The organism is Oliverpabstia sp. (assembly GCF_022785585.1).
In the GTDB taxonomy this organism is placed as follows: domain Bacteria; phylum Bacillota; class Clostridia; order Lachnospirales; family Lachnospiraceae; genus Oliverpabstia; species Oliverpabstia intestinalis.
In genome coordinates this window covers 17,831-30,596 of sequence record NZ_JALFPR010000129.1, presented here as the reverse complement: position 1 = coordinate 30,596, position 12,766 = coordinate 17,831, and the positions used below count along the sequence as shown (strand labels likewise).

The window sequence follows — 12,766 nt, the reverse complement described above, 5'->3', positions numbered from 1 at the left end:
CTGTTTGGTGCCATACGAAGAGCTGTACGGATCAGATCCCGGATCGTAATAGCCCGGTTTCCTTCCATATTGGCAGGCTTTGCTTCCAGACGAACCAGATTTTCCACACCCTGGATCTGCAGTTCTGCCGAATCTTCAATTGTGATAATTCGTTCTTCATGGGGAATCGCGTTGGATAACGCATTCAGAAATGTCGTTTTACCGGAGGAAGTCCCTCCGCCGATCAGGATCGAATACCCTGCTTTTACCATCTGTTCCAGAAATGTTGCCGCCTCTCTTGTGATACTTTCTTTCGCGATCAGATCTTCCATCGTGATCGCATGCTCCGGAAAACGTCGAATCGTCAGAATCGGTCCATCCAGCGCCACCGGATAAATCACCGCATTCACACGGGATCCGTTTTCCAGCCTGGCATCTACAATAGGGGAATTTTCATTGATCACGCGGTTACATTTTCCGGCAATCTGCTGTACCACATCCTCCAGTTTTTCCTTTGACACAAATGACTTTTCCCATCTGCTCTTTTTTCCTTCCCGCTCCACGAAAATATTCTGATAGCCATTTACCATAATCTCCGTCACCCGGTCATCGTCCAGAAGTTCCTGCAAGATATCCAGCTTTCGCACCGAATAGAACAACTCTCTTCGGATCTCCTCTCTCTGCTTCACCGTCAGGCGGTTCTCTCTTGCCGTCTCCGATACAAGAAGATCGATCCTTTCCAGAATTTCTTCATCCGACCATTCTGCGCCCTGCCGCAGCTGCTCCATCAGCTTTACCCGTATACGGATAAATTGTTCCTGCTTCATTACCCGTCCTCCCTCTCTGTCCGAAGCATTTCTCTCACATAATCACCCAGTTCACTCCATACCAGATCATCCATATATCCGATCCCGGTTTTGGAGTTGCGGTGATAGGGAAGTTTAATCTTTCGGATCCGATCCAGCACCATCTGTTTCTCCCAGACCTGCAATGTGTGTTCAAACTGATGAATCTTCGCCTGTGAAACCGGATCTGCCCGGATCGGCATATAGATTCTGGTACACTGTTCCAGTACTTTATAAAGCTGGCTGACACTGTCACTGAGATCCAGAATGACTACATCATAATTACTGTAATCAATGATCTGCTGCAGAAGACTGATCCACTCCTGTGCCGTGGTACTCTGGATATCCTCCATGGAAAGTACCGGCGGCAGATAATCCAGATTGTTGACACTCTGTACAATAGATCCCATCTTCGTGATCAGCTGTTCCGATCCCAGACGCTGATAGTACAGCAGATCGCCAAGTGTCTGATCGAAGCTGCGTTCCAGAAGATATTCAAAACCGGAACAGGCTTCCAGGTTCAGATACAGGCAGGCTCTTTTCTTTGCCAGAATCTGCCCCAGCGTCAGTGCAAATGTTGTCTTCATCGTTCTGCCAACCGGTGAATACACTCCGATCACTTCCATTTTTTTCTTCTCCAGCTTCAGCGTCTGCGCTGTTGTTCCAACGCCCTCCCCATAGTGTTCCAACGCTTCCCGGATCACTTGATTAGAAGACTGATATTTGTAAATTGACGGATACTCTTCATACCCCTTTGACACCACTCCATCCGATAAGATCAGAATCTGCCCGATCTTCGCCTCACGGATCTCACTGTTCATCGCCTTTTCGGAAATCAAAAGCAGCTCTACCGGATGCTCCTTTACATATTCCCGGAAACCTGCGGCACTGGTAAATACCCGCACTTCAAAAGGGATATTTTTCTTTTTGCTCAGATACTCCATAAAATGATAGGCGTAATCCACATCCAGATCACACACTGCAAAAATATTGCGTTCGCTCATCCTTATCCTCCTAGATACAACAGCAGCACGCTGCCTAAAATTGGTATTGTAAAATGAATATTTTCCGGTCTTTTCCCCGGCACCAGATACGGTGGAAGTGATCGTTCAACGTATGCCCGCTGAAGATACTGAAAGAAATATAAGAACCGCTGCCGCCAGTCACAGCGAAAAAAAAGAAGAAAAAGGGATTCCACGGCACCCAGAAGAAATGCCGTCACGATGCAGAACAATATTTTCCGGGGTCCCAGTACGCTGCCGAGTACCGCCAGCACCTTGATATCTCCGGTTCCGATCATCTTCCCCAGAAACAAAGGAAAGAAAAGAAAAAGGACCAGAAATATTCCTCCCCAGAAGCGAATGACCGCACTGCCAAGCCCCTGTATCACCTCTCCGGACAGATGCTCCGCCATACTGATCTGAAGCCCGGCTATAATCCACAGATTGGGAACTTTCTCCCACTTACAGTCGAAAAACACTGCTCCCATGGTAAATACAATGCAAAAAAGCATAGAAAAACTCATAGCAATCTCCACTTGTCTGTATTTTATTAAACTTATATTTTGGAAATCTGCAGCTGAACCGCTGCATCTGGATTTGTTATGGGCTCATTATATCCACACTCTTTAGATTTGTCCAGTGTATTTTTCTGATTTTCTTCTTTTTGTCAAAAGTTGCTAAAATTGACGGGAAAATTTCAGTGGATATTGCCCTGAAGAAAAAAAATGTGTATAATCCTGTTGAGGTGATGAACATGAGCAAAGAAGTAAAAACAAATGCCATGCGTATGCTGGACAAACACCATATCCGGTACGACATGATTCAATATGAATGTGATGAATTTATCGACGGTCTTCATACCGCAGAAAAAACAGGTGCACCTGTAGAGCAGTCTTTCAAGACACTGGTGGCACAGGGAAAGAGCAAACAATATTATGTTTTTGTGGTTCCCATCGCTGAGGAAGTACAGTTAAAACAGGCTGCCAAAGTAGCCGGCGAAAAGTCCGTGGAACTGATTCCGGTAAAAGAAATCACAAAGATCACCGGCTATGTCCGGGGCGGCTGCAGTCCGCTGGGAATGAAGAAACTCTTCCCTACCTTCATCCATAACAGTGCGGAAAACTTCGATAAAATCTATGTCAGTGGCGGCCGAATCGGTACTACCATCTGCCTGGATCCAAAAGAACTGGCGGAAGTAACCCGGGCACAGTTTGCGGATATTATTGTCCACGAAGCCTGAGATAGTCTCTGCATAATATACCACACAATAAAATGCCTGAACGCTTGATTTACACCAGACGTTCAGGCATTTTTATTGCACTGCATATCAATAACCGATCCGGTGGACCAGTTTTGATTCTTCACTTATTCTTTATGATCAGCCAAATTCATATCCCGGAACGTTATTGTTCACATAGGAATTTCCTTCCAGAACATCCATGCCGCTCACCTGCATCTCTACAACCTTCGGCAGAGCATTCCAGTTATCCGGGAATGTAAATACAAGGTTTGTTCCGTCTTTTTCGGATACAGCCTTTGTTCCATCTTCCACAAACGTAGCCGTTCTGGTATCCAGAATCATCTGTTTGTTACCGTCTGTCAGCTGATATACAGCAAAATCAAAGGTCTGATCTGTAATATTTGACACTTCAATCTGACAATAAGAATCGCTCTCTCCACCCTCTGCAGTTGCCTCATAGATATTCATGTCATAATATGTTCCTGCATACACCTGATACTGTGCATTCACCGGTGTTACATCCTGCGGAGCTTCCTGCACTGTATCATTTTTCTGTGCTTCCTCATCCTCAGGAGTCTCTGTCACGGTCGGATCCTGTACTTCCTCTGTTTCCTCCTGAGACTCCTCAGGTGTGATCGTATCTGTATTTTCCTCTTCCTGTGTGGTATCTTCTTCCGCTTCCGGGGTATCCTCCTGTACAGTTGCAGCATCTTCCTGCTCTACCTCTGTAGATGCTTTGGAACCACATGCAGCAAATGTCATGCTCATCGCAAGCAGACATGCAAACCATATTCTTTTTCTCATAAATCTGTATCCTCCTCTCTATGATAAAAGATGTTTTTTATGTGCGTTCTTTTTTTCATTATCCCACAAAACCGTCCATATGGAAAGTATATTTTGTAAAATCCTTATTCTGCACATAATTGTTTTTATTTTTCCCGTTATTATGAGGCAAAATCCGGGCAGCAGATCCATTCCCCCTGGATCTGCTGCCCGGACTTTCCGGCGCGGAAGTACTCCCCTCTTCTTTGCCGTTCATACTTTTGATTATGCAATTATCTGCCTTTTTTATTTACAACTATTATAACATCCCTTATTATACTATCCCTTTTCTTCTATCCTTGCCACTATCCTATGCTCTTATGCCTATAAAACAGATTCACATCCCATCACTCCAAAACATATTTTATAAAGCTATAACAATAGAATAATCCCTATCTTTCTTACTGCTCAAGTGAATCATAATAATCTATAATATCACCTTCCGGCCAGTTATTCAGATACCAGTTGCTTACATTTCCGTTGCCATCAATGCCAAACTCCAGACAATATTTATTACCACCGATGATTGTGATAAAAAAACCTCCGCCTTCAGTCTCACAATCCTTCCATCCATTGGCTGTCAACGTCTTTCCGGCTTGCTCCAGTCCATCACCTATTGAAATTCCATACACCTTAACAGATGGATTGCCATCGTTTCTCATGCTGTATATGTCTTTGTCCCATTCCAGATAGAAATTATTTGACACATAAGAATCACTTGTTCCGAACTGCCATGAAGTTGTGGATTCCATATTCAAAAGACTCTTCAGGCTTTTATAATCGCTCAGATAATTACTTACATCTACTTCCGGTGTAGCCTTTTCCTGACTTTCTGTTTCAACTGATTTTTCTTCTTTTATATCTGTACTCTCCGGTTTAACTGAACTATCTGTATTATTTGTTTTACCTGTGGCTGCGGAATTATCTGTAGCCCCCTTGGTCACTTCCGCACTTTCTTCTGTCTTGGTATCATTACCTGCAGGTTCTTCTGCTTCCAGTGTTGCCTCCTCTGTCGGCGCTTCTGTCACTACCGGATCTTTCTCCCCATTCGTCTCTGCCTGTTTCCCGCAGGCTCCCAGTAACATACTTGCCATCAGCACTGCTACGATCATGCTCTTTCTCTTCATAGATTCCTCCATTTCTGCCACCTCTCCCCGTGGCACCTGACTGTACTGTCTGCTCCCAGTCAGTGACGGGCAACCTGGTATTTTTCCTTCCTTTTCGGCTGCCTGAATTACATGTTCCCGCAGGTTCAACCCTCCGTTTTTTACCGGTTCTCTCTCCCCTGCTCCGGCGTTATTTACCCGCCTTTCTTGCAAATAATTTGTATATCAAAGTATTTAAGCGGATTATAGCACCCGGATATCCCACTGTAAATAGGATCTCGGAAACGTAAAGAAAACTTAAATATTTTGCATATCAAACTAACATTCCTTATTAAATTGTAGCATGTTCTGTCATAACTCGTAACAAATCGGCATAAAATGCAATCTAACTTCTTTAACGCCTCATTCTTATATTCCCCGCTCACCGGAAGTTTTTCTCCTGTCAGGAGTTCTGCCTCGGTGGAGCTGAGGGATTTGATGTAGTAATAGTTCACCACATAGGAACAGTGTACACGGATAAACATATTTCCGGTATGGCTGATTTCTTCCAGGAGATCCTTCATTTTTTTATAAAAACGATATTCTTCTCCGTTTCTTCCAAACAGATGAATGACTCTTCTTCTGCTCTCCATATAAACGATATCGCGGTAGGGAATCTGGTACAATCGTTTGTTGAATTCAAAGTGCAGGCGATCCTCGAGGCTGGTCAGTTTCGTATATGCAACCAGGAAATATTCATCGAATTTTTCCGGATCTATCGGTTTGTGGAGGAAGCGCAATGGTTCGACTTCAAACAACTGTTCGTAATAGCTGTCATAACTGGATATAAAGATCAGAATGGCATATGGATCACGCTCCCGGATCTTTCTTGCCACGGTAATCCCATCCATATTTTTCATCTCGATATCCAGATAGACTACATCATAGGAACCGTTTTTCTCAATTGCTTCCCATAGTGTCTCACCATCAAAAAATATATCTGTTTCAAAAGAAATACCCGTTTTTTCACGGATTTTCTGTAATTGGCTGTCGATTTCTCCTGTCAAAAGCCTGTCGTCATCACATACAGCTATTTTCATTCCTTTTTCCTCCGTTTGGTCATGTATTTTATAGTAACACATGCCTACGGACAATTCTATATATATCTTTGTTACCTGTAACATAAAACAGTCCCACCGGAAAGTCATGATTCCTTCCGGCAGGGCTGCCTGTTCTCTTTTTCTCTATCTCATAATCTTTTTCCTTTTCTCTCCCACAACCCGTTCCACTCGCTCCTTATAGATCCGGCTCACCGGTATGCGGGTTCCGTCCATCAGGCCGGCTTCCTGATTCCAGAACCAGGACAGGTAGCGGCTGTTGACCAGATAATCTCTGTGAACTCTGATAAATCTCTCCTGGATCCCGGTAAGTTCCTGCTCCATATCTGTCATTGTAACAGGGATCCTGTATGATTTTTTCATGGTATCAATGACCACGGAACTGCCACTTTTTCGAATATATTTGATATCACGATACAGAATACGTCCTTTCTCCTCCTGTACGGCAAAAGAAAGATAGCGATGCCCCAGTCCCAGATGGCTGAGCGCGCGGTAGAGTTCTTTTCGGAATTCGTCTTTCTGTAATGGCAGATGAAGCTGCGATATCGGTGCGATGTTCTGTGTCTGGTCCGGTGTCAGCCGGTTCCAGCCCAGAAGGAAGAATATGGTTTCCCTGTCTGTCGTACGGATGCTGGAAGCTAAGGTATAGCTGTCAATATCCCACAGTTATCTCCCAAGACAAATGATATCATAGTATTCCCGGCGCAGAATCTTTTTCGCCAGTGGATAGCAGTTTTTCATTACTTCCACTTCTATCTCAACATTTCCTCTTATCTCAAAACCTGCCGCATATTCCCGGATCTGATTCCCGATATGAGGATCCTGCGTGCAGACTGCTATTTTTATGTATGGCACATTTCTTTTCATCCACTGTTCGCCTCTGTTGCTAGAGCGTGCCTGAAAAATCATTTCCGCAAACCGGGACTCGCAGCTCACGAAAAGCGTTTTTCAGACACGCTCTGGAGTATTTCTTTGATTATATCTGATTTTGTGGATCAACTTTGAAATATGACATTTTTTACAGTCTATTTGTAATAAGACAGGAAAAAATAACCCGGCAGCTTACGAACATTTCTGTCCGCAAGCTGCCGGGTTCTGGTTTATACAATATTCTTTTTGTTCGTCGCACTCAGTCTGGTCATCGCACGGGCGAGGGATGCTTTGGACATGTAGTATTCCTGCATGCTCTGCTTCTGACGAAGCTGTTCCTCGGCTCTTGCTTTCGCTTCTTCCGCACGCTTCCGGTCGATGTCTTCCGGGCGTTCTGCGGTGTCTACCAGAATGGTCAGACGGTTATTGATCATCTCTGCAAAGCCCAGACCTACGATCGCCTCATGCCAGTTTCCTTCCTCATCGCGGAAACGAAGTTCGCCCTCTCTGATGGAAATGATACTGTCTGCATGATGGGCCAGTACGGTACGTTCACCATCATCACCCGGGAGAGTCACTGCTTCTACCCTTCCCTGGTAAAATACATGGTCACTGGCAAGAACTCGCATATAAAATCCACTCATGCCGGTACCTCCTTATCTTAAGCCTCCTGTGACTTTGCTTTCTCGATAACATCATCGATGGTTCCTACATTAAAGAATGCCCATTCCGGATATTCATCCATCTCACCGTCAACGATTGCTTTGAAACCGCGGATGGTCTCAGCCAGCGGCACGTATTTTCCGGGAACACCGGTAAAGGTTTCTGCTACGTGGAACGGCTGGGACAGGAAACGCTGGATCTTTCTTGCACGGAATACGGTCAGTTTATCGTCTTCTGACAGTTCTTCCATACCAAGGATCGCGATGATATCCTGCAGTTCTTTGTATTTCTGAAGAATCTCCTGCACTTTTCTTGCTACGCGGTAGTGTTCTTCTCCTACCACATCCGCTTCCAGAATACGGGAAGAAGATTCCAGCGGATCTACTGCCGGATAGATACCCTGTTCTACGATCTTACGGGAAAGTACCGTAGTGGCATCCAGATGGGCAAAGGTAGTCGCCGGAGCCGGGTCTGTCAGGTCATCGGCAGGCACATAAACAGCCTGTACGGAAGTTACGGAACCGTTCTTTGTGGAAGCGATTCTCTCCTGCAGTTCACCCATTTCATTTGCCAGAGTCGGCTGGTAACCTACTGCGGAAGGCATACGGCCAAGCAGTGCGGATACCTCGGAACCTGCCTGTACAAAACGGAAAATGTTATCAATAAACAGAAGCACGTTCTGATGTTCTTCATCACGGAAATATTCTGCCATGGTCAGACCCGTCTCTGCTACACGCATACGGGATCCCGGTGGCTCGTTCATCTGTCCGAATACCAGAGCAGTTTTCTCCAGTACACCGGATGCTTTCATCTCACTCCACAGGTCATTACCTTCACGGGAACGTTCTCCTACACCGGTGAAGATGGAATATCCACCGTGTTCTGTTGCGATGTTACGGATCAGTTCCTGGATCAGTACGGTTTTACCTACACCGGCACCACCGAACAGACCGATCTTACCACCTTTGGCATAGGGTGCCAGAAGATCGATTACTTTGATACCTGTCTCCAGGATCTCTACAACCGGGCTCTGCTCCTCAAAGGTCGGGGGATCTCTGTGGATTACCCAGTGCTGTTCTTTCTCCAGGCTTTCTCCACCATCGATGGTGTCACCCAGTACATTGAACAGACGACCCAGTGTCTTTTCTCCTACCGGCACCTGAATACCTGCGCCTGTAGCTGTTACTTCCATATCACGGTGAAGTCCTTCACTGGAATTCAGCATAATACAACGAACCATATTGTTTCCGATGTGCTGTGCTACTTCCATGACACACTTTTTCCCACCGTTGTCAACTTCCAGAGCATCCTTGATGGACGGGAGAGTCTGTCCTTCGAAAAGGACGTCTACTACAGGTCCCATGACCTGTACGATTTTTCCTGTCTGCATATGGATTCGCTCCTCCTCTCTTATCTCTTCTCTATATTTTTGCCTCTATTTGTGTTTGTTTTTCTGTGCTTTCGCACCTGCGATAACCTCGGTGATCTCCTGGGTGATCGCTGCCTGTCTTGCCCGGTTATACTGAATCGATAAGGCTTTCAGCATCTCGCTGGCATTCCGGTTCGAGGCATCCATGGCTGTCATACGGGCGTTCTGCTCGCTGCAGTAGGATTCTACCAGACAGCCGTATATCGTTCCCACTACATAGTTCGGAATGATGGTATGTAACACTTCATCTGCGGACGGTACCAGCATGATCTCCTCATGATGTACATCCGACGGAATTCCCATTTTCAGTTCGGTATGGAACGAAGCTTTCTTTAACGGAAGCAGCTGAAAAGTCTGTGTCTCATTGGTCACAGCATTTTCCATGTTGGTGTAGATCACATGGATCTCATCCAGTTTTCCTTCCAGATATTCCTCTACCATACGCAGCCCGATCATACGGGCACGGTGCATGGAAGGCTTCTGAACCGTAAAGTGGAAATCCATATCCACAGACACGTCCGGCAGTGTTTTCTTTGAAAAATACTGCCGACCCAGTTCTCCAAGAACAAACAGACTGTGTTTTCCTTCCCACTGCAGCTGCTCTTCTGCCATCTTGATCACGTTATGGTTATAAGCACCTGCCAGTCCTTTGTCTGCTGTTACGATGATGTGACCGATCTTCCGGTCTTTTTTCGGAATCTCCGGTCTCTCATCGAAGAAAGCATGCTCAATATCCGGCACATGACGCAGGATACGGCGGATCGCGGACTGCATCTCAAAGAAATAGGGCTCTGTATCTGACAGCGCTTTCTTTGCTTTCTTCATCTTGGATGATGAGATCATGTACATCGCATTGGTGATCTTCATGGTGTCCTGGATACTCTTGATCCGGTCCTGTATCTCTTTTACATTTGCCATATTAACACCTGCTCTTCTTGAATTCCTCTGCCACTTCTACGATCTTTTCTGTCAGTTCATCGCTGAGAACTTTTTTATCATTCAGTTCATCGATGATCTCTTTATGCATATCTGCAAAATACTGCAGCATATCCATCTGGAATGCTTTCAGTTTGCTTACTTCCACATCTACCAGAACTTTATGTGTTGCAGCTACCAGAGTAATAACCTGCTGTGGCATGGAAAGCGGATTACATAATGGCTGTTTTAACAGTTCCATCAGACATTTTCCATACTGTAACTGCGCTTTGGTTGTCTCATCCAGATCGGAACTGAACTGGGTAAATACTTCCATCTCACGGTACTGGGCCAGGTCGATACGGATACTTCCTGCTGCTTTCTTCATGGCTTTTGTCTGTGCCGCACCACCTACACGGGATACGGAAAGACCAACGTTTACGGCCGGACGCATACCGGAGAAAAACAGATCACTTTCCAGGAAGATCTGACCGTCTGTGATGGAAATAACGTTTGTCGGGATATAGGCCGACAGGTCACCCGCCTGTGTCTCGATGATCGGCAGTGCTGTGATAGATCCGCCGCCTTCTTCATCGCTCAGCCGGCTGGAACGTTCCAGCAGTCTGGAATGCAGATAGAATACGTCACCCGGATAAGCTTCACGTCCCGGAGAACGCTCCAGCAACAGGGACAGGGCACGGTATGCAACCGCATGTTTGGACAGATCATCGTATACGATCAGTACGTCTTTTCCTTTGTGCATAAAATATTCTGCCATAGCGGTTCCCGAATAAGGTGCAATGTACTGTAACGGTGCACAGTCGCTGGCTGTAGCAGAAACGATGATGGTGTAATCCATAGCATCATGTTTGGTCAGTGTATTTACCAGTTTTGCAATCGTAGATGCTTTCTGACCGATGGCAACGTAGACGCAGATTACGTCTTTGCCTTTCTGGTTTAAGATGGTATCGGTTGCGATCGCTGTCTTACCGGTCTGACGGTCACCGATGATCAGCTCACGCTGTCCACGTCCGATCGGGAACATGGAGTCGATAGACAAGATACCGGTCTCCATAGGAACACTGACAGATTTTCTCTCAATAATACCAGGTGCTTCTCTTTCTACCGGATAGTAGTCGTCTTCTTCTACAGCTCCCTTTCCGTCGATCGGCTCACCCAGCGCATTGATAACTCTGCCGACAAATCCTTCACCGACCGGGATTCCGGCTTTCTTTTTCGTACGTACCACACGGGTACCTTCTTTGATTCCTGTATCTTTACCGAACAGGATACATCCGATGGTATCCTGACGGATATCCTGAACCATTCCTTTTTCGCCATTTTCAAAAGTTACGATCTCGCCGTACATCGCATGATCGATTCCATAGATCGTTGCGATTCCGTCACCGACACTGATAACCTTACCGGTTTCCTGTTCCTGACACATGGCATCGTAATTTTCGATTTTCTCTTTCAGAATGGAAATAATTTCTTCTGAGCTGATTGTGCTCATTTCTTTCACCTCCGGATCAATCGTTGTTGCAGCTGACGGACTCTGCCGCGCAGACTCCAGTCAAATTCCCGGTCCCCCACACGAAGAACAAATCCTCCGATCAGGTCCGGCTGCTGTTCAACAGTCATTTCCACGCCATTGACGCCATAGGTTCTCCTGACGAACTGTTCCATCTGAGCTTTCTGATTCTCATCCGGCTCATGGACACAGTACAGCGTAGCGGCCACAATTCCCTTTTCCTTTCTCACACAGGCCCTGTAGCTTTCCAGCATGTCATCGATCTGATCACATCTTCGCCGGTCACTGACTGTCTTTAAAAAGTTGTGTAAGCTCTTCGGGAATATTGTTTCTATAATCTCATGCTTTACCTCTTTGGTAAGAGTCGGATCATTGAGAATTTTCACCAGCTGAGGCGCCGCACACAAAGCCGCTTTCATCTGTTCCACATCTTCTGCGGGAACTCTCAGATCATAAAGCACTTTTCCATAACGATCAGCGGTCTGTGTCATTGGCCTCACCTGCTTTTTTCAAAAATTGTTCATACAGCGCACCGTCACTCTGTGGATCAGTACCTTCCTGCAGGATACGGGATACTGCGGTAAGAGCAAGTCCTGCAACTTCGGACTGCATCTCTTTCATTGCTTTTTCCCGATCCAGTTCCACATCCTTTCTGGCCGCTTCTTTTATCTTTTTCGCCTGTTCATCCGCTTCACCCAGAATACGGTCATATTCCACCTGGGCATTTCCTCTGGCTTTCTCAACCAGCTGGAGAGATTCTTCCTTCGCAGATGCAAGGGCTTCTTCATATTTAACCTTCAGTTCCTTCGCCTGGCTCTCCTGGGCTCTGGCACTTTCCAGACCCTGTTTCACCATCTGCTCTCTCTTATCCATGATCGCAGTTACCGGTTTGATCAGGAACTTTTTCAGTAAAAGGTAGAGAATGATGACGTTGATAATGGTCCAAACCAGATTTAAGTCTATCCGTAACACCCTTTACTCACCTGCCTTTCTCGTTTTTCTCATGTTTCGGTAATGGTGATTAGCCAAGGAAGAAGATGATCAGCAGACCGATAACGAAACCGTAAATAGCGGTTGCCTCTGCCAGTGCACAACCAAGAAGAAGGGATTTGCTGATTTTGCTTTCTGCTTCCGGCTGTCTTGCGATTGCATCTACTGCTTTACCTGTTGCCAGACCGATTCCCAGTCCTGCTCCGATACCTGTTAATACTGCTACTGCTGCTCCGATTGCTACTAACATAATGTTTTCTCCTTTTCTCTTTTCCAAT

General features: G+C 45.8%; 16 protein-coding genes. 1 reads left to right on the top strand and 15 read right to left on the bottom strand.

The window, feature by feature from the left end; genetic code table 11:
- The 3 genes from MSA64_RS09165 to MSA64_RS09155 all read right to left on the bottom strand — a co-directional run.
- Positions 1-806 (bottom strand): CpaF family protein (locus MSA64_RS09165; RefSeq protein WP_287891397.1); only part of this gene is annotated, 806 nt, incomplete at its 3' end.
- Positions 806-1,828, bottom strand: coding sequence for a hypothetical protein (locus tag MSA64_RS09160; RefSeq protein ID WP_277663285.1), 1,023 nt, complete (start codon positions 1,826-1,828; stop codon positions 806-808). The genes MSA64_RS09165 and MSA64_RS09160, both read right to left, overlap by 1 nt.
- Before the next feature lie 2 nt (positions 1,829-1,830).
- Positions 1,831-2,349: a prepilin peptidase gene (locus MSA64_RS09155; protein WP_227597946.1), complete on the bottom strand. Its 519-nt coding sequence runs from the start codon at positions 2,347-2,349 to the stop codon at positions 1,831-1,833.
- A gap of 230 nt (positions 2,350-2,579) precedes the next feature.
- Between MSA64_RS09155 and ybaK the strand changes: the two genes are divergently transcribed.
- Positions 2,580-3,065, top strand: coding sequence for a Cys-tRNA(Pro) deacylase (gene ybaK, locus MSA64_RS09150; RefSeq protein ID WP_106491231.1), 486 nt, complete (start codon positions 2,580-2,582; stop codon positions 3,063-3,065).
- A gap of 138 nt (positions 3,066-3,203) precedes the next feature.
- On the opposite strand, the gene MSA64_RS09145 is transcribed toward ybaK, so the two are convergent.
- The 12 genes from MSA64_RS09145 to atpE form a co-directional block, all read right to left on the bottom strand.
- Entirely contained in the window at positions 3,204-3,869 is a 666-nt protein-coding gene (locus MSA64_RS09145; protein ID WP_154431456.1) for a hypothetical protein, read from the bottom strand.
- A 419-nt stretch (positions 3,870-4,288) separates the two neighbouring features.
- On the bottom strand, positions 4,289-5,014 hold the full coding sequence (locus tag MSA64_RS09140; RefSeq protein WP_287891395.1) for a hypothetical protein: 726 nt from the start codon (positions 5,012-5,014) through the stop codon (positions 4,289-4,291).
- 173 nt (positions 5,015-5,187) lie between these two features.
- Positions 5,188-6,072 carry a LytR/AlgR family response regulator transcription factor gene (locus tag MSA64_RS09135; protein ID WP_287891393.1) on the bottom strand — a complete coding sequence of 295 codons (885 nt, stop codon included), beginning with the start codon at positions 6,070-6,072 and terminating at the stop codon, positions 5,188-5,190.
- A 144-nt stretch (positions 6,073-6,216) separates the two neighbouring features.
- Positions 6,217-6,510 (bottom strand): LytTR family DNA-binding domain-containing protein, encoded by a 294-nt coding sequence (locus MSA64_RS09130; protein WP_268878795.1) that lies wholly within the window; start codon positions 6,508-6,510, stop codon positions 6,217-6,219.
- A gap of 246 nt (positions 6,511-6,756) precedes the next feature.
- Positions 6,757-6,957, bottom strand: coding sequence for a hypothetical protein (locus MSA64_RS09125; protein WP_154431460.1), 201 nt, complete (start codon positions 6,955-6,957; stop codon positions 6,757-6,759).
- Positions 6,958-7,190: 233 nt separating this feature from the next.
- A complete protein-coding gene (gene atpC, locus MSA64_RS09120) occupies positions 7,191-7,604 on the bottom strand; it encodes an ATP synthase F1 subunit epsilon (RefSeq protein ID WP_022171498.1) in 414 nt (137 codons plus the stop codon).
- 17 nt (positions 7,605-7,621) lie between these two features.
- Positions 7,622-9,013 carry a F0F1 ATP synthase subunit beta gene (atpD, locus tag MSA64_RS09115; protein WP_022398704.1) on the bottom strand — a complete coding sequence of 464 codons (1,392 nt, stop codon included), beginning with the start codon at positions 9,011-9,013 and terminating at the stop codon, positions 7,622-7,624.
- A gap of 45 nt (positions 9,014-9,058) precedes the next feature.
- Positions 9,059-9,970 (bottom strand): ATP synthase F1 subunit gamma, encoded by a 912-nt coding sequence (gene atpG / locus MSA64_RS09110; protein ID WP_154431461.1) that lies wholly within the window; start codon positions 9,968-9,970, stop codon positions 9,059-9,061.
- A 1-nt stretch (position 9,971) separates the two neighbouring features.
- On the bottom strand, positions 9,972-11,480 hold the full coding sequence (gene atpA, locus MSA64_RS09105; protein ID WP_106491206.1) for a F0F1 ATP synthase subunit alpha: 1,509 nt from the start codon (positions 11,478-11,480) through the stop codon (positions 9,972-9,974).
- 5 nt (positions 11,481-11,485) lie between these two features.
- Complete coding sequence (atpH, locus tag MSA64_RS09100) at positions 11,486-11,989, bottom strand: ATP synthase F1 subunit delta (protein WP_022171502.1); 504 nt, start codon at positions 11,987-11,989, stop codon at positions 11,486-11,488.
- Positions 11,973-12,470 (bottom strand): F0F1 ATP synthase subunit B, encoded by a 498-nt coding sequence (gene atpF, locus MSA64_RS09095; RefSeq protein ID WP_117525846.1) that lies wholly within the window; start codon positions 12,468-12,470, stop codon positions 11,973-11,975. Before atpF ends, atpH begins: the two co-directional genes overlap by 17 nt.
- Positions 12,471-12,519: 49 nt before the next feature.
- Positions 12,520-12,738 (bottom strand): ATP synthase F0 subunit C, encoded by a 219-nt coding sequence (gene atpE / locus MSA64_RS09090; protein ID WP_022171504.1) that lies wholly within the window; start codon positions 12,736-12,738, stop codon positions 12,520-12,522.
- Positions 12,739-12,766: the final 28 nt, after the last annotated feature.

What these genes read in the sequence shown, in the direction of transcription:
- atpD (WP_022398704.1), bottom strand. Translation starts at nt 9,013, where the DNA reads ATGCAGACAGGAAAAATCGTACAGGTCATGGGACCTGTAGTAGACGTC.
- MSA64_RS09125 (WP_154431460.1), bottom strand. Translation starts at nt 6,957, where the DNA reads ATGAAAAGAAATGTGCCATACATAAAAATAGCAGTCTGCACGCAGGAT.
- MSA64_RS09145 (WP_154431456.1), bottom strand. Translation starts at nt 3,869, where the DNA reads ATGAGAAAAAGAATATGGTTTGCATGTCTGCTTGCGATGAGCATGACA.
- atpA (WP_106491206.1), bottom strand. Translation starts at nt 11,480, where the DNA reads ATGAGCACAATCAGCTCAGAAGAAATTATTTCCATTCTGAAAGAGAAA.
- MSA64_RS09140 (WP_287891395.1), bottom strand. Translation starts at nt 5,014, where the DNA reads ATGAAGAGAAAGAGCATGATCGTAGCAGTGCTGATGGCAAGTATGTTA.
- ybaK (WP_106491231.1), top strand. Translation starts at nt 2,580, where the DNA reads ATGAGCAAAGAAGTAAAAACAAATGCCATGCGTATGCTGGACAAACAC.
- atpG (WP_154431461.1), bottom strand. Translation starts at nt 9,970, where the DNA reads ATGGCAAATGTAAAAGAGATACAGGACCGGATCAAGAGTATCCAGGAC.
- MSA64_RS09160 (WP_277663285.1), bottom strand. Translation starts at nt 1,828, where the DNA reads ATGAGCGAACGCAATATTTTTGCAGTGTGTGATCTGGATGTGGATTAC.
- MSA64_RS09135 (WP_287891393.1), bottom strand. Translation starts at nt 6,072, where the DNA reads ATGAAAATAGCTGTATGTGATGACGACAGGCTTTTGACAGGAGAAATC.
- atpH (WP_022171502.1), bottom strand. Translation starts at nt 11,989, where the DNA reads ATGACACAGACCGCTGATCGTTATGGAAAAGTGCTTTATGATCTGAGA.
- MSA64_RS09155 (WP_227597946.1), bottom strand. Translation starts at nt 2,349, where the DNA reads ATGAGTTTTTCTATGCTTTTTTGCATTGTATTTACCATGGGAGCAGTG.
- atpE (WP_022171504.1), bottom strand. Translation starts at nt 12,738, where the DNA reads ATGTTAGTAGCAATCGGAGCAGCAGTAGCAGTATTAACAGGTATCGGA.
- atpC (WP_022171498.1), bottom strand. Translation starts at nt 7,604, where the DNA reads ATGAGTGGATTTTATATGCGAGTTCTTGCCAGTGACCATGTATTTTAC.